The sequence below is a fragment of the Falsiroseomonas ponticola genome, from assembly GCF_016805305.1.
In the GTDB taxonomy this organism is placed as follows: Bacteria; Pseudomonadota; Alphaproteobacteria; order Acetobacterales; family Acetobacteraceae; genus Falsiroseomonas; species Falsiroseomonas ponticola.
This window is the reverse complement of the sequence record NZ_JAERQN010000014.1, coordinates 20,144-35,370: the sequence shown is the minus strand read 5'-3', so window position 1 is coordinate 35,370 and position 15,227 is coordinate 20,144. Positions and strand designations below refer to the sequence as shown.

Here is a 15,227-nt window from a genome sequence, read left to right as displayed (position 1 = left end):
GCGTTCAGCCACGCCCGCGCATGGTGCTGGCGGGCAGGCCGACCACGCGCCAGCCGAGGCTCGGTGCCTCCGGCGCCTGGTGGACCAGGGAGAGCGGCGGGCGGGGGCTGACGGACAGCCACTGGCCTTCCGGGCCGAACAGCACGGCGCCCTGCTGCGACAGCAGCGCCACCTGGGCGCCCGGCGGGATGGGGGCATTGGCGATGATCGCCGTGACCCAGCGCCAATCGACATGGGAACCCAGCACGCCCACCACCTGGCCGGCGGCGTTGCGGATGGGCGTGGTGAAATCGATCAGCCGCAGCGGTTCGTCCCGCGGGTCCCGCCGCAGCGCCGTGACCAGCAGCTGCGCGCCATGCACGTCCCCCACGAAATGGCGCTGCAGCCCCGCCTGGAACCAGGGCCGGGCGGAGACATCGGCGCCTTCCAGCACGCCGGAGGAGGCGGCGATGACCTTGCCGTCCCGCGCATTGGCGACGCCGATCCAGACGGTGTGCGGCGCCGCCTGCTGGGCGGTGTTCATCATGCGGCGGAGTTCCGCGACGGGCTGCGCCGCCTGGCCGCGCTCCACCTCCACCGCCAGGGCGCGCAGCCGCGCCCATTGGCGGTCCAGCTCCCGCGCCAGCGCCGTGGCAGTCAGCCGCGCCGCCGCCTGCAGCGAATCCTGTTCGGAGGCCATGGCGCTGCCGCTGGCCGTGCAGGCCAGCGCCGCGGCGCCCGCCATCCGCCACGCCGCCCGCCGCGTGAGCCCTTCTGTCGCCATGCCTGCCGCCAATCTTCCAACGATGGGCAGGTTAGCGGGAGAGCGCCTGGCCCGCCACCGGCAAGAGCCGGCGGCCCCGGGCGGCGCGGCGGCCGGGCTTCAGACCGGCGCGCAGATGCGGCCGAGCATGGCCGTCAGCTCACTGGGATCATAGGGCTTGGCCAGCACCATGGCGTGCTGGTGGCCGGCCGGCAGGCCGGAGGCGCCATAGCCGGTGGCGATGACATAGGGGATGCCGCGGGAGGCCAGCGCATCGGCCACGGGGGTCGAGGTCTCCCCGGCCAGGTTGAGGTCGAGCACCACGGCATCCGGGCGTTCGGCGGCGAGGAAGTTCATCGCCTCCTCCACCGTGGCGGCGGGGCCGATCACGGCGAAGCCGGCGTCGATCAGCGCATCCTCGACCAGCATGGCGACGAGCGCCTCATCCTCCACGACCAGGACCCGTCGTCCATCCGCTGGCATCGCCTGACCCTCCATCCCCGCAGTCACCTTTGCCAACGCATATCCAACACCACCGTTTCACCATGCACGCGAAGGGCAGCGTGACGCCAGCACCGAGGGGGTGGGCAAGCCGCTCACTATTTCGCGTGTTTCGCGTTACGAGGATGGGAAGGTCTGCCACGGCCTCGCGGCATTCGCCAGGGCGGGACGCGCGATCCAGGCAAGGGCCCGGAGGCGCCCGCGCGGCGCGAGGACGAGCACCGGCCGCAGCCGGTAGCAGGCGCCTTCATAGGCGTGGAGGCGACGGAGCGGCGCGCCCGCCAGCGTGACAAGGCGCCCGCGCACCGCCTGGCGGCGGGCGCGGATCAGCGTCGGGTAGGGCTGGCCGCGCAGCGCCACGCGGCCCCAGCCCGGCAGCGTGGCCGGCACGCCACGCAGGCCGCGGCGGCCGGCGCGGGCGGCGAGGATCGCGGGGTCCAGCAGCGTGCCGTAGAGGAAGACCGGCACGAGGCCGGCGTCAGTGGCCCGCATTCTCCCCGGTGAAGTCGGGCGCGGCGAGGCCGGAGGCCTGGAGCTGCGCGGCGATGCCGGCCTTGAGGCGTTCCAGCCCGGCTTCGCTCTTGGCCTCCGCGCGGGCCACCAGCACGGCCTGGGTGTTGGAGGCGCGGAGCAGCCACCAGCCATCCTCGGTCAGCACGCGGACGCCGTCCACGTCCTGCACCTTGGCGCCTTCGGCGGCCAGGCGGGACTTCACTTCCGCCACCACCTGGAACTTGCGGGTGTCCGGGCAATCGAAGCGGAGTTCCGGCGTGTTGATGACCTGCGGCAGCGCGGCGCGGACTTCCGAGAGCTTGCCCGCCATGCGGGCGACGATGCCGAGCAGGCGCACGGCGGAATAGGGCGCGTCGTCGAAGCCGTACCACTTGTCCGCGAAGAAGATGTGGCCCGACATCTCGCCGGCCAGCGGGCTGCCGGTCTCCGCCATCTTGGACTTGATGAGGCTGTGGCCGGTCTTCCACATCAGCGGATTGCCGCCGGCCTTCGCGACCTCATCGAACAGGACCTGGCTGGCCTTGACGTCGGCGATGATGGTGCCGCCGGGCTTGGACTTCAGCACATCGCGGGCGAGCACGATCAGCAGCTGGTCGCCGAAGAGGATGTGGCCCTCATTGTCCACCACGCCGATGCGGTCCGCGTCGCCATCGAAGGCGATGCCGAGGTCTGCGCCGTTCTTCGCGACCTCCGCGATGATCTGCTCGAGGTTCTTGGCGACGGTCGGATCCGGGTGGTGGGCCGGGAAGGTGCCGTCGATGGTGCCGTTGATGACGTAATGCGTGCCGGGCAGCTTCGCGGCCAGGCGCTTGGTGATCTCGGCGCCGGAGCCGTTGCCGGGGTCCCACACCACCTTGAGCGCGCGGTCGCCGCCATCCCAGTCCTGCAGCATGCGGGCGATGTAGTCGTCGGAGACATCGACGGCGCGGTCGGTGCCGACGGCGGCGGGGACGACATCGCCTTCCGCCGCCATGCGGCCGATTTCCTGGATCTGCGGGCCGAAGAAGGGCTTCTTGCCCAGCATCATCTTGAAGCCGTTGTAGTTGGGCGGGTTGTGGCTGCCCGTCACCATGATCGCGCCATCGGCCTTCAGCGCGTAGGAGGCGAAGTAGAGCATCGGCGTCGGCCCGCAGCCGATGCGCAGCACCTCCAGCCCGCAGGCGCGGAGCCCGGCGACGAGCTGGGCTTCCAGTTCCGGGGAGGAGAGGCGGCCATCATAGCCCACCGCGACCTTCGTTCCCTGCGCGCGGGAGACGATGGAGCCGAAGCAGCGGCCGATGGCGAAGGCGTCCTCCGGCTTCAGGGTTTCGCCGACGATGCCGCGGATGTCGTATTCGCGGAGCGAGGTGGGGTCGAAGCGGTGGTTGAAGGCCGTCATGGTCTGCGTCGTCTCCGCTTCCGCTCAGCTATACTTCTTGATGATGCTCTGCATCGCCGGCGCCATGTCGGGCCGCGACAGCGCGAAGGCGACCTGGGCTTCCAGGTAGCCGGCCTTGTCGCCGCAATCGAAGCGGCGGCCTTCGTAGCGCAGCCCGTGGAAGGGCTGGGTGCCGATCAGCTTGGCCATGCTGTCCGTCAGCTGGATCTCGCCGCCGGCGCCCTTTTCCATTTTGGAGAGGTGGCCGATCACCTCCGGCATCAGCACGTAGCGGCCGATGACGGTGAGGTTGGAGGGCGCCTTCTCGACCGGCGGCTTCTCCACCAGGCCCTTCACCTCGACCAGCTTGCCGCTCGTCTCGCCGGGGGCGATGACGCCGTAGGAGGAGACGCGCGCCATCGGCACCTCCTCGATCGCCACGACGTTGCCGCCGGTCTCGTTGTAGGCATCCGCCAGCTGCTTCGTGCAGGAGACGTCGCAGAGCATGAGGTCGTCCGGCAGCAGGATGGCGAAGGGGTCGTCGGCGATGAAGGAGCGCGCGCACCAGATGGCGTGGCCGAGGCCGAGCGCGGCCTGCTGGCGCGTGGAGACGATGGAGCCCGGCGGCAGCGCCTGGGCGCGGAGCATGTCGAGCTCCTTCGTCTTGTTGCGCTCCGTCAGGGTGCGCTCCAGCTCATAGGCCACGTCGAACTGGTCCACGAGCATGGTCTTGCCGCGGCCGGTGACGAAGCAGAACTGCTCGATCCCCGCGGCGCGGGCTTCCTCCACCGCGTACTGGATCAGCGGCTTGTCCACGACGGGCAGCATCTCCTTCGCCATCTGCTTGGTGGCGGGCAGGAAACGGGTACCGAGGCCGGCGACGGGGAGGACAGCCTTGCGGAGCGGCTTGCGCACGGGTGGACATTCCCTTGGCGGTGAGGGCGCAAGCCATGCCATGGACGGCGGATAGCGTCCACCGTCTCACTCCGCGAGGAGGAGATCCCGCGCTTCGTTCAACCGGGCGGCGAGCCAGTCGGAGCCGCCCTGGTCGGGATGGGCGGTGCGCATCAGGCGGCGATGGGCGGCCTTGATCGCCTCCGGCGTCGCGCCTTCCGACAGGCCGAGGATGGCGAGCGCCTCCGCCCGCGTCAGCGGACCGGCGGTGGCGGGGCGGGGCGCGTCGCGCCAGTCGGGATGGGCGCGGTCCAGCCAGGCTTCCAGCAGGGGCACGGCATCGGGATCCGCGGCGGCGAGTTCCGCCATCAGGTCGAGCAGCGCGGGCAGGTCGAGGTCGGCGAGGTCCGCGCCGGCATGGCGGCCGGCCTTCACCCGGCCGGTCATGCGGCCGCTGTCATGGTCGAGCGCCATGGCGAGGTGCGAGGTCTCGACATCCGAGGCGAGGCCGGGCGCGGCGGCGCCGCCGCGGGCGAAGGTGGCGGCGGCGGCCCTGCCCTTCCACCACCGCCAGATGGCCGGGCCGAACAGCGCCAGCGCCCAGAAGGCCTGGCCGCCGCGGCCGGTGGCGAGCAGCAGCGCGAAGAGGCCGAGGCCGAGCGCGCCGCCGCCCCAGACAAGGGCGGCCTTCACCTGGCCGGGCTTCGCCGCGACGAAGAGCTGCAGCAGGCCGAGGAGGAGGACGAGCGCCAGCGCGCCGAGGGCGAGTGCGGCCATCAGCCGGGCGCGGGCAGCTGGCCCGCGATGCCGCGCGCGGCGGGGCTGGTGAGCCGCGCCAGCGCCCGGCGGCCGCCGGCGGCATAGACGGCGACGGCGCGCAGCAGGTCCCGCAGCGCGGTGGCGCTGGCGCCGTCGAAGGGCGCGAAGGCGCCGCCGGAGAGCTTCGCCATCTGCCGGAAGGCGGTGGCGGCGACGGGGTGCTGGCCTTCCAGGAAGCAGAACAGCGGCAGGCCGCGCAGGCCGCATTCGCCGGCCAGGTGGCAGGCCTCGTCCACCTCCTCCTCGAAGGCATCGCCGATGAGGATGAGGGCGTTCACGCGCTCCGCCTTCGTCTGGGCCAGGGCGTGGCGCAGCGTGCGGATGACCTGCGTGTGGCCGCCGAGGCAGGTGACGCCGGCCATGCGGCGGGCAAGGTCCGGCGCGGAGGTCAGGAAGGGGGTGGCGGCGAATTCCCCATGGCCGCGGAAATAGGCGAGGCTGACGGCGAGCCCGCCGGTATCGCGCACGGCGGCGAACATCTCCGCCTGCAGGTGGCAGGCGCGGTCCCAGCTGGGCTGGCGGCTGGCGGTGGCGTCGATGGCGAAGATCAGCCGGCCGGCGCGGCCCGGCGCGGTGGCGACCGCCGGCATCGCCGCCACCTTGTCGAGGAAGGCGGCGACGGCGGCGTTGCCGGGTTTCGCGGGCAGGTTCGGCATGGCGGGAAGATGGCCCCGCGCCCGGCCCGCCGGAAGGGGCCCGCGCGCCGCCCGCTCAGAAGCTGTAGCGGAGCTGCAGGGTCCCGCCGGCGATCCGCGTCTCCCGCGCGAATTCACCCTCGAACCGCGCGCCGAGGCTGAGCCGGGGCGTGAGCTGGGCGTCGATCCCCGCGCCGACCAGGATGGCGTCCGGGTCCGGCCGCGCGCCCTGGACCTGGAAGCTGGTGCCGGGGAGGCTGGAGAAGCCGACGGTGGCCGCCGCGTCCCGCGCCAGGTAATGCGCCCAGCCGAGCCGCGCCGTGCCGCGGATGCTGGCGCCGGCGACGCGGCCGCCCAGCACATCCATCGCGACGCCGAGTTCCGTGCGCGCCACGTCGTTCGACCCGCCGGCGACGCGCAGCCCGGCGGAGGCGCCGCCGGTCACGGCCCGTTCCGTGTAGCTGTCGGTGCTGACGCGCGTGGCCTGGACGGCGGCGAAGGGGCCGAGGGAGAGCGGGCCTTCGCGAACCACGTCGTAGCGGGCCTGGAGGCGGCCGCTCCAGACCTTCGCATCGGCTTCCCCGGCCAGGCGCTGGCCGAGCGCCTGGACGGTGCGGGTGGTGTCCGTCTCCATCAGGCCGAAGGCGCCGGCGGCGGAGAGCTGCAGCGCGCCGAGGCGCGCCAGGCCGTAGAGGCCGGCCTGGGCCAGGGTGGAGTCCGCCTTGCCGAGCCCGCCGGCGAGGCTGGCCGCGCCGCCCTGCCCCGCGATGCCGAAGCCCAGGATCAGGTTGGGCGCGACCCGGGCATCGAGGCCGGCGGCGATGCCCTGGACGGAGCCGGTGCTGGCGGCGGAGCCGCGGGCGGTATCGCCGCCGATCCGGCCGAACTGGCCGGTGGCGGTGCCCCAGACGGTGAAGCGGGGCTCGGGCTGGGGGTCATCCTCCGCGCCGCTCTCCCCGGCGCCGGGCAGGATGCGGCCGCCGGCGCCGAAATCCAGCATGGCCGTCGTGAACTGGGCGCCCGCGAGGGCACCGATCATGACGGGGGCGGTCGCGACCTCGCCGCTCAGCTGGTTGGCGGCGGCGCCGATCAGGGCGGCGGGCTGGTTCAGCACGCCGAAGAAGGCGTTCATGTCCTGGCCATTGGCGATGGCCTGGTTCAGCGCGCCGATGACGTTGACGAGGTTACCGGGCCCGCCGCCGGCGACGCTGCCGGGGGTGGTGGCGGGGGGCGTCGTGGCGGTCGTGTCGGTGGGGGTGGTGCTGGTGTCGGTGGTCGGCGTCGTGTCGCCGCCGGCCGATGGGGGCGGGATCTGCTGCGGCACCAGCGTGACCTGCACGGCGGTGCCGCTGGTGGTGACCTGGGGCGACACGCCGGCGCCGAAGCTGCCGGAGGTCGTCACCTGGGCGAAGCTGCCGGTGACGCTCGGCGCCTGGAGCACGGTATAGGGCGTGTTGAAGGTGAAGCTGCCGCCGACCGGCACCAGGCGCAGCGTGCCGCCCAGCGTCGCCTCCCCCGCCGCCACCACGCGGTCCGCGCTGGACTGCCCGATCTCGATCACCAGGACGGTGTTGCCCGTCAGGCGCAGGATGCCGCCGATGGTGAGCGTGGCGATGTCGCCGGCCGCGCCACCGGGGCTCAGCGTGCCGCTGACCATGGCGCGGCCCGCCGTGCCGCTGCCGCCCAGCGTCGCGCCGGGCTGCACCACCATGGCGGCGCTGCCGAAATCGCCGTTCACCAGCAGGGTGGCGCCCGGGTAGATGGTGACCGAGCCGGTGTAGCTGGCGGGCAGGTTGCGGCCGGCGCCATCGCCGTTCAGCGTGTTGACGCCGCGATAGACGCCGATGCTGCCGGTGCCCGAGATGTCGTTGCCGAGCACGAGGCCGTCGCTGCGATAGAGGTTCAGGGCGGTATTGGCGCCGATCGTGACGGCGCCCGTGCCGAGCGTGCCGGTGAGGCCCGTGCCCTCACCCACCAGCAGGGTGCCCCGGGTGATGCTGGTGGTGCCGGTGTAGGTGTTGGTGCCGGTCAGCGTCAGCGTGCCGGTGCCGGTCTTCGTGATCCCGCCGGCGCCCGAGATCGCGCCCGCGAAGGTGGTGGAGGTGTTGAGGCCGCCGATCGCGAGCGTGCCGCCACCCAGCAGCACCCGCCCCTCGCCCGCCAGGCTGCCGACGAATTGCGCGTAGCCGTTCACGTCGAGCGTCGTGCCGGCATCGAGCGTATAGGCGCTGCGGGAGGTGAAGGCGCTCAGCGAGCCCGCGCGCAGCGTGCTGCCATTGGTCACATGCGTCGTGCCGTAATAGGCGGTGGGGGCGCCGAGCGTCAGCACATGGCCACCATCCAGCACGACGCCGCCGGAGCCGATGATCGCGCCCGTCAGCGTCTGGTCCCCGACCGGGCGGATGGTGAGGACGGTGTCGCTTTCCAGCAGGTTGATGCTGCCGGACATCGCCGCATTGCCGAGGATCAGCGTGCTGTCGCCCGCCAGCGCCATGGCCACGGCGGCGCTGCCGGTGCCGCCCCGCAGGCCGCCCGTGACGGTCGCGCCATCGGCCAGGGTGATCGCGAGCGAACGGCCCTGGATGGCCGCGCCGGAGCCGCCATCATTCGCGCCGCTGCCGCCGAGCCCGCCATTGCCGCCGATCAGCGTGCCGTTGACGATGAGCGTATTGCCCGTGCCGGCGTTGAGCGCGACGCCGCCGGCGCCGCCGATCCCGCCCTGCGAGGTGGTGGTCGATGCCCCGCCATTGCCGCCATCGCCGCCGCGAATGGTGCCATCCACGGTCAGGGTCCAGCCGGTCTCCAGCAGCACGAGGCCGCTGCCGCCCGTGCCGCCATTGCCGCCGCCCGGCCCGCCATAGCCGCCCGCCCCGCCGGCGCCACCCGAGATGGTGGCGGTCGTCGTCGCCGTGGTCCCGGTGCTGGTGATGACGGCGCCCGCACCGCCGCCACCGCCGCCGCCGCCGCCCAGCGCGGTGAAGGGGCCGCTGCCCCCGCCCGCGCCCCCGGCGCCGCCGGCCACGGTCCCGGCCGGCAGCGCGCCGACCCAGCCATGCGCGCCGCCACCGCCGCCGCTGCCCGAGCCGAGCCCGGAGGCCACGCCATCCCCGCCATTCGCCCCGGCGGTCGCGCCCCCCGCGCCGCCGGGGGTGGCCAGGCCGCCCACCGCATCCGCGCCCGCGCCGCCGGCGCCGCCGGTGACGCCGCCGCCGCCGCCACCGCCGCCGAGGATCGAGAAGATGGTGAAGGGAAGCCCGTTGCCGCCATCGCCGCCCGCGCCCGTGGCGCTGACGGCGCCCCCCTGCACCACGATGATGCCCAGCCGCGGCCCCGCCTGGCCGCCATCCCCCGACAGCGTCTGCGCCAGCGCCGGCCCGATGGCCCCGGCCGAGACGGCGCCGCAGAGCGCGGTGCCGGCCATCCAGGCGGCGCGCCGCCGGCTTGCGGCGGGGATCATGGCGGGTCCGGGCATGCGGCCTCCAGGCTTCGACCAGTTCCTGGAAGGTCTATGCGCGTGGGAAGCTTTGTCTCAACAAACCGGGAGTGACCATCACGACTCCGTCATGCCCGTTCCGGTTGCAATCCGGGGTGCGGCCGGGGTGGGGTGGAGCCGCAGCCTCGCCACCAGCGGTAGGTGGTCCGAGGCCCGGCGCGCGGCCCTGGTCCCATGCGCCGCCACCGCCGCGACGAGGCCCGGCGGGTGGGAGAGGATGTGGTCCAGCGCCAGGATCGGGCGCAGCGCGGGGAAGGTGGCCACCAGGGCGGGATGGCCGAAGGCGGGGGCGAGGACGGCGAGCGCGCTGCCGCCCGGGCGCCATTCATTCAGGTCCCCCATCAGCAGCGTGGGCAGGCCGGGCTTCATCGCCGCCATCAGCAGCGCCGCCTGGGCGCGGCGGCGCGGGGCGCCGAGGCTGAGATGGGCGCAGAGCAGCCGGAAGGGCCCCTGCCCCAGGTCCAGATCCACCTGGATGCCGCCGCGGGGTTCCCAGCCGCCGAGGCGAAGGCCGCGCGGGCCGGAGAGCAGCACCGCGTCCCGCCGCACCAGCACCACATTACCCCGGAAGCCCTGCTGCCGGGGATCGACGCGCAGCGGCACCAGGCCGGTGGCGTGCTCGATCGCCGCCGTATCGAGCATGGGGGCGCCGCGGCGCAGATGGTGCTGCGCCTCCTGCAGGGCCACCAGGTCCGGCCGCATCTCCGCCAGCACGGCGGTGATGCGGTCCGGCCGGAAGCGGCCGAAGGCGGCGCGGCCGCGATGGATGTTCCAGGTGGCGACGCGCATCAGGCCCGGCCCCGCCAGGGCGCCGCGCCCATGGCCGCGCCCAGCACCGCGCCGCCGGCGGTCAGCGCGATGTCGGAGAGGGTGTCGGCGGTGTTGCCGATGATGCCGAGCAGGGCCTCGAACCCCTCCCACCCGCAGGCCAGGGCCAGGCCGAAGGGCAGGCCGAGCGCGGCCAGGCGGCGGCGGCCGCGGGGCCTGCCATCCGCCAGGACGAGGCCCGCGAAGACGGCGCCGGCGAGCAGGCCGGAGACGAGGTGGACGACCTCGTCATAGGGATTCGCGCCGTGGAACCAGTTGAGGCCGTAGCCCGGCGTGCTGAGCAGCGTCGCCAGCACCGGCGCGGCATCCAGCGCGCGGGGCAGGCGGCGCAGGCGCATCGACAGGTGGGGCATGCGTTCCCGCGGCGGCAGGATGATGCCGAGCAGCCCGAGGATGCCGGCGGCGGTGCCGAGGGCGGCGCTGCGCTTGTCCAGCCCCCAGAGCAGCAGCGCCACGCCGGCCAGCGCGGCCAGGCATGCCCAGGCGAAGGGGGAATGGCGGCGGAGGTCGTCACGCGTCAGCAGGGCCATGCGCCGTCAACGCCGGTGCTTCCGCCGGGCTTCATGCGCCGGTAGGAACGAAAGCGTTGAAGGAGACGCGTCGGGGGCATGGGGGCCGTGGCGGGCTGGGTGCGGGTGAGCGGGGCGGAGGCGGAGGCGCACCGGCTGTACGGCCTGGGCGGCTGGCTGCGCGTCATCTCCGCGCTGATGGTGCTGTCCGTGCCGGGCGGCGTGGTGCTGACCTGGCAGCAATGGGTGGACTCCGCGCTGGGGGCCGCGGCGGTGGCGTCCAACCTGCTGGGCCTGCTGGTGCTGGGGGCGCAGATCGGCATGGCGGTGCTGTGGTTCCGGCTCTGGCCGGGCTTCCGGCCCGGCTATGCCGTGCTCGCCGTGGTCGGCACGGCGGGGCTGGCCCTGGCCGATGCGGTGATCGGGCCGCCCGGCGGGCCGGCCAGCGCGGACCCGGTGGGCGACCTGGTGCTGGAGGTCGCGTTCCACCTGGCCTTCCTGGCCTATATGCAGACCAGCCGGCGCTTCCGCGTGACCTTCGAGCATCGGGTGAAGGCAGGAGAGGGTGCATGCGGCTCGGCGTGATCGCGGATATCCACGGCAATGCGGTGGCGCTGGAGGCGGTGCTGGGCGCGCTGCGGCAGCGGGGGGTGGCGGAGGTGGTGAACCTCGGCGACCTGGTGTCCGGGCCGCTCTGGCCGGCGGAGACGCTGGCGCTGCTGCGCGGGGCGGGCATTCCCTCGCTCCGCGGCAACCATGACCGCTGGGTGGCGGAGGGCGTCGGCGGGGCTTCCGACCATTTCGCGGGCGCGGCGCTGACGGCCGGGGAGCGGGCCGGGCTGGGCGGGCTGCCGGTGCATCTGCGCCCCCTGCCCGGCGTGCTGGCCTTCCATGCGCGGCCCGACGATGACGATGCCTATCTGCTGGAGGATGTGGCCGGCGGGCGGCTGGTGCCGGCTTCGGGTGCCGCGGTGGCGGCGCGGCTCGGCCCGACGGCGGAGGGGCTGATCCTCTGCGCGCACAGCCACCAGGCGGCGATCCGGCAATTGCCGGATGGGCGCGTGGTGGTGAACCCCGGCAGCGTCGGCATGCCGGCCTATGACGACCCGACGCCGCCCGCCCATGCGAGCGTGACGGGCGCGCCGCATGCGCGCTTCGCGGTGCTGGAGGTGGAGGAAGGGCGGCTGGTTGCCGCCGAACTGGTGGCGATCGCCTATGACCACCAGGCGGCGGTGGCGCGGGCGGCGGCGAATGGGCGGGCGGATTGGGCGGGGTGGCTGGGGACGGGGGAGGCGTAGCTCCCCACCAAACCGCTTCGCGGCTTTGCGGGGGCCCCGGATGGGTGCGGGTTCTCGGCGGCGGGGCTGGGGGCTATCGGGTCCGGCGTTGCATCGGCTCCGGGTCGCCCCCATCCTCTGTTCCTGGGCGGCATCGAGGAGCGCATGGGCGACTTCCCCCCCGCGAGGGACGAGACCGAGCGGCTTCTGCTGGAAGCCGCGGTCGCCGAGGCGCGCGCCGATGGCGAGACGATCCCGCAAGAGGTCATGCGACAGCGGATGATGGACATGATCGCGGAGGCGCGGCGCCGGACGACCGAACTGACGAAGGCGCGGCGGGATTGAGGAATGGCGGGCTGCCGGTCCGATGGTCCCGCGCGGCGGCCGCCGATCTCGACAGCATCTTCGCCTATCTCGCCGAGGAACGGCCCGACCTGGCGGAGGAATTCGTCCAGGAACTGGTTCTGGCGGCCGACAGCCTGGAGGCCTTCCCCTACCGGGGCCGTCCCGGCCGCGTTCCGGGGACGCGCGAATTGGTGGCGCTGTCCCCTTATATCGTTGTCTACGAGGTGACACGGGGCGGGGTGCTGATCCTGCCCCTCTGGCACGGAAGGCAGGACCGGGGGTGACGATGGGGCGCCGCGTCGCGGCCTGTCACGGGCCTCGATCAGGTTCCCTGGCAGACATCCCGCTTGCCGCAGCGCGCCACGCGCTGCCGGGACGGTCGGTCACCGGCGTGAGCAGGTGTTGTCGTCGCCGGGATGCGGGTCGATCACGAGGCGGCTGACGACGACCGGCGCCGCCCCCGGCGCGCCTGGCCGGATATCGACGTGCTGCACACCGGACCGCCATGGGCCGTAATTGATCACCGGGATCACCGGGACCATCGGTTGGAGCCCGCATCGCATCCGCGCTGCAAACCGCCGTTGGCATGACCAAGCGCCGGCTGGCGCCGCCGATGCGCAATCGAGGCCGAACTCGCGACGGAGACGCCCCGCATCCATGGCGCCTGTCCCAAGACGAGCCGTCAACTCGCTCGTCAGGCCCCGCTGGACAGTCTGCACGAAGCAGGGCTCCATTGTTTCCAGATCGCGAAACCAGCAGCCCCATTCGCGTGGTGCCACACCCTCTGCCCGCGCAGCCCTTTGGCCGCTGGCGAAAAGGTCCAGCAGGTAGTCGGCATCACCAGTGGCGCAGCCGGCGAGGGCGTGCATGGCGAGCAGCAGCGCGAAGCGCTTCGCCCTCCCGCGCCGCCCGCCCGCCCCCCCTACCCCACCACCAGCATCCCGTTCGCCTGCGCCGCCGCGAGCGCCGTCATGTTGACGATGCCGCGGGCGGTCACGCTTGGCACCAGAACATGGATGGGCTTGGCCATGCCGAGCAGCATGGGGCCGACCTGAAGCCCCTCCCCGGCCGCCTTCAGCAGGTTGAAGGCGATGTTGGCGGCATCGAGGCTCGGCATCACCAGCAGATTCGCGGCATCGGTCAGCGTGCTGTCGGCCACGGCGCGGTCCCGGATGGCGGGGACGAGGGCGGCGTCGGCGTGCATCTCGCCATCCACCTCGAAATCCGGGGCGCGTTCGCGCAGCAGGCGCAGCGCTTCCCGCATCTTGCGGGCGGAGGGCGCGCCGGAGGCGCCGAAGCTGGAATGCGACAGCAGCGCGGCCTTGGGGGCCAGGCCAAAGGCGCGGATCTGCTCGGCGGCCAGCAGCGTCATGTCCACGATCTGCTTGGCGGTCGGATCCACCGTGAGGTGGGTGTCCACGAAGAAGAGGTGGCCGTTCGGGACGATGAGGGCGGAGAGGGCATAGACGCGGTCCACCTCCGCCCGCTTGCCGATCACGTCGAAGGCGTGGTGCCAGTGGCGGAACCAGTCGCCGGTGCCGCCACAGAGGCAGGCATCCGCAAGGCCGGCTTCCAGCAGCAGCGCGGCGGCGACGGTCGGGCGGTTGCCCACGCGGCGCCCCGCGGCATCGGGCGGGATCCCCCGCCTTCCCACCTTCTCCTGGTACAGCTTCACCAGTGGCGCGAAGGTCGCCTCATCCGCCGCCGGGTCCATGATGCGGACGGACTCCGAAAAATCCATGCGCAGGCCCATGGCGCGGGCCTTGGCGGCGATGACGTCGCGGCGGCCGATGACGATGGGCTCGGCGAGCCCTTCGTCCAGCACGGTCTGCACGGCGCGCAGCGTCCGCTCATCCTCGCCCTCGGCATAGACGACGCGGGAGAGGCGCTTGCGCGCGGCCTCGAAGACCGGGCGCATGAGGTTGCCGGAGCGGAAGACGAAGCGCTCCAGCTCATGCCGGTATTTCTGCATGTCGGCGATGGGGCGGCGGGCGACGCCGGTATCCATCGCCGCCTTGGCGACCGCGGGGGCGATCTCCAGGATCAGGCGGGGGTCGAAGGGCTTCGGGATGATGTAGTCCGGCCCGAAGGTGGGGGCGCTGCCGCCATAGGCCGCGGCCACGACCTCGCTCGCCTCCATCCGGGCGAGCGCCGCGATGGCGTCGGCGGCGGCGACCTTCATCGCCTCGTTGATCGTGGTGGCGCCGGCATCCAGCGCGCCGCGGAAGATGAAGGGGAAGCAGAGGACGTTGTTGACCTGGTTCGGGTAGTCCGTCCGGCCCGTCGCCACGATGGCGTCCGGGCGGGCGGCGCGGACGGCCTCCGGCAGGATCTCGGGCTCGGGATTGGCGAGCGCCAGGACCAGCGGCTTCGGCGCCAGCAGGGGCAGCCATTCCGCCTTCAGGATGCGGGGCGCGGAGAGGCCGAGGAAGACATCGGCGCCGGGAAGCGCATCCTGCAGGGTGCGGGCGTTGGTGTCCTGCGCATAGGCGGCCTTGTAGGGGTCCGTGTTCGGGCGCCCCTTCCAGACCACGCCATCGATGTCGCAGATCGTCACGTTCTCCCGCCGCAGCCCCATGGCCACCAGCAGGTCGAGGCAGGCAATGGCGGCGGCGCCGCCGCCGGTATTGACCAGGCGCACATCCTCCAGCCGCTTGCCCTGCAGCAGCAGGCCGTTGCGGACCGCGGCGGCGACGATGATGGCCGTGCCGTGCTGGTCGTCATGGAAGACGGGGATCTTCATCCGCTCCCGCAGCGTGCGCTCGATCTCGAAGCACTCGGGGGCCTTGATGTCCTCGAGGTTGATGGCGCCGAAGCTGGGTTCGAGGACGGCGACGGCGTCGATGAATTTCTGCGGGTCGCGCTGCTCGATCTCGAGGTCGATGGAATCGATGCCGGCGAACTTCTTGAAGAGGACGGCCTTGCCCTCCATCACCGGCTTGGAGGCGAGCGCCCCGATGGAGCCCAGGCCCAGCACCGCCGTGCCGTTGGTGATGACGGCGACCATGTTGCCGCGGGAGGTGTATTCGAAGGCGGTGTCGGGGTCCTTCGCGATCTCCTCGCAAGCCGCGGCGACGCCGGGCGAATAGGCGAGCCCCAGGTCACGCTGGGTGGCCATGCGCTTGGTCGGCTCGACGCTCAGCTTCCCCGGCCTTGGCAGGCGGTGATAGTCCAGCGCGGCCTTGCGGAAATCCTCGTCCATCAATTCACCTCCACCTTTACCTTAGGGGAGATGCTCGCGGGGCGCGACCGGGGTTCGCGGGGCAATCGGTTGCGCTTGGCAGGGGACGCGCCGGCGGGCGATACAGGGCCGG

General features: G+C 73.1%; 16 protein-coding genes. 4 read left to right on the top strand and 12 right to left on the bottom strand.

Going from position 1 to position 15,227, the window contains the following annotated elements:
• Positions 1-4 precede the first annotated feature (4 nt).
• The 10 genes from JJI54_RS28315 to JJI54_RS28270 form a co-directional block, all read right to left on the bottom strand.
• The gene (locus JJI54_RS28315) at positions 5-763 is read right to left on the bottom strand and encodes a cache domain-containing protein (RefSeq protein ID WP_203076786.1); all 759 of its coding nucleotides are present in this window, start codon (positions 761-763) and stop codon (positions 5-7) included.
• Between the two features lie 99 nt (positions 764-862).
• Positions 863-1,225 carry a response regulator gene (locus tag JJI54_RS28310; RefSeq protein ID WP_203076785.1) on the bottom strand — a complete coding sequence of 121 codons (363 nt, stop codon included), beginning with the start codon at positions 1,223-1,225 and terminating at the stop codon, positions 863-865.
• Positions 1,226-1,360: 135 nt separating this feature from the next.
• On the bottom strand, positions 1,361-1,735 hold the full coding sequence (locus tag JJI54_RS28305; protein WP_203076784.1) for a gamma-glutamylcyclotransferase family protein: 375 nt from the start codon (positions 1,733-1,735) through the stop codon (positions 1,361-1,363).
• Positions 1,722-3,134 (bottom strand): phosphoglucomutase/phosphomannomutase PgmG, encoded by a 1,413-nt coding sequence (pgmG, locus tag JJI54_RS28300; protein ID WP_203076783.1) that lies wholly within the window; start codon positions 3,132-3,134, stop codon positions 1,722-1,724. Before pgmG ends, JJI54_RS28305 begins: the two co-directional genes overlap by 14 nt.
• 24 nt (positions 3,135-3,158) lie before the next feature.
• Positions 3,159-4,028, bottom strand: a complete 870-nt coding sequence (locus JJI54_RS28295; protein WP_203076782.1) for a UTP--glucose-1-phosphate uridylyltransferase — start codon at positions 4,026-4,028, stop codon at positions 3,159-3,161.
• A 66-nt stretch (positions 4,029-4,094) separates the two neighbouring features.
• Entirely contained in the window at positions 4,095-4,784 is a 690-nt protein-coding gene (locus tag JJI54_RS28290; RefSeq protein ID WP_203076781.1) for a J domain-containing protein, read from the bottom strand.
• Positions 4,784-5,482 (bottom strand): VWA domain-containing protein, encoded by a 699-nt coding sequence (locus tag JJI54_RS28285; RefSeq protein WP_203076780.1) that lies wholly within the window; start codon positions 5,480-5,482, stop codon positions 4,784-4,786. The genes JJI54_RS28290 and JJI54_RS28285 overlap by 1 nt, the downstream gene beginning before the upstream one ends.
• A gap of 55 nt (positions 5,483-5,537) precedes the next feature.
• Positions 5,538-8,933 carry an autotransporter outer membrane beta-barrel domain-containing protein gene (locus JJI54_RS32870; RefSeq protein ID WP_203076779.1) on the bottom strand — a complete coding sequence of 1,132 codons (3,396 nt, stop codon included), beginning with the start codon at positions 8,931-8,933 and terminating at the stop codon, positions 5,538-5,540.
• Between the two features lie 78 nt (positions 8,934-9,011).
• Positions 9,012-9,743, bottom strand: a complete 732-nt coding sequence (locus tag JJI54_RS28275; protein WP_203076778.1) for an endonuclease/exonuclease/phosphatase family protein — start codon at positions 9,741-9,743, stop codon at positions 9,012-9,014.
• Entirely contained in the window at positions 9,743-10,312 is a 570-nt protein-coding gene (locus JJI54_RS28270) for a hypothetical protein (RefSeq protein ID WP_203076777.1), read from the bottom strand. The genes JJI54_RS28275 and JJI54_RS28270 overlap by 1 nt, the downstream gene beginning before the upstream one ends.
• Positions 10,313-10,390: 78 nt before the next feature.
• Between JJI54_RS28270 and JJI54_RS28265 the strand changes: the two genes are divergently transcribed.
• The 4 genes from JJI54_RS28265 to JJI54_RS28250 all read left to right on the top strand — a co-directional run bounded on the left by JJI54_RS28265 (position 10,391) and on the right by JJI54_RS28250 (position 12,197).
• Positions 10,391-10,876, top strand: a complete 486-nt coding sequence (locus tag JJI54_RS28265) for a hypothetical protein (protein WP_203076776.1) — start codon at positions 10,391-10,393, stop codon at positions 10,874-10,876.
• Positions 10,861-11,589 (top strand): metallophosphoesterase family protein, encoded by a 729-nt coding sequence (locus JJI54_RS28260; RefSeq protein WP_203076775.1) that lies wholly within the window; start codon positions 10,861-10,863, stop codon positions 11,587-11,589. The genes JJI54_RS28265 and JJI54_RS28260 overlap by 16 nt, the downstream gene beginning before the upstream one ends.
• A 144-nt stretch (positions 11,590-11,733) precedes the next feature.
• The gene (locus JJI54_RS28255) at positions 11,734-11,913 is read left to right on the top strand and encodes a hypothetical protein (RefSeq protein WP_203076774.1); all 180 of its coding nucleotides are present in this window, start codon (positions 11,734-11,736) and stop codon (positions 11,911-11,913) included.
• Entirely contained in the window at positions 11,910-12,197 is a 288-nt protein-coding gene (locus JJI54_RS28250) for a type II toxin-antitoxin system RelE/ParE family toxin (RefSeq protein WP_226382195.1), read from the top strand. Before JJI54_RS28255 ends, JJI54_RS28250 begins: the two co-directional genes overlap by 4 nt.
• Positions 12,198-12,296: 99 nt before the next feature.
• Here the strand turns inward: JJI54_RS28250 and JJI54_RS28245 are convergent, their stop codons facing one another.
• Both JJI54_RS28245 and JJI54_RS28240 read right to left on the bottom strand, forming a co-directional pair.
• Complete coding sequence (locus JJI54_RS28245) at positions 12,297-12,455, bottom strand: hypothetical protein (RefSeq protein WP_203076773.1); 159 nt, start codon at positions 12,453-12,455, stop codon at positions 12,297-12,299.
• A 380-nt stretch (positions 12,456-12,835) separates the two neighbouring features.
• A complete protein-coding gene (locus tag JJI54_RS28240) occupies positions 12,836-15,115 on the bottom strand; it encodes an NADP-dependent malic enzyme (protein WP_203076772.1) in 2,280 nt (759 codons plus the stop codon).
• Between the last annotated feature and the right edge of the window lie 112 nt (positions 15,116-15,227).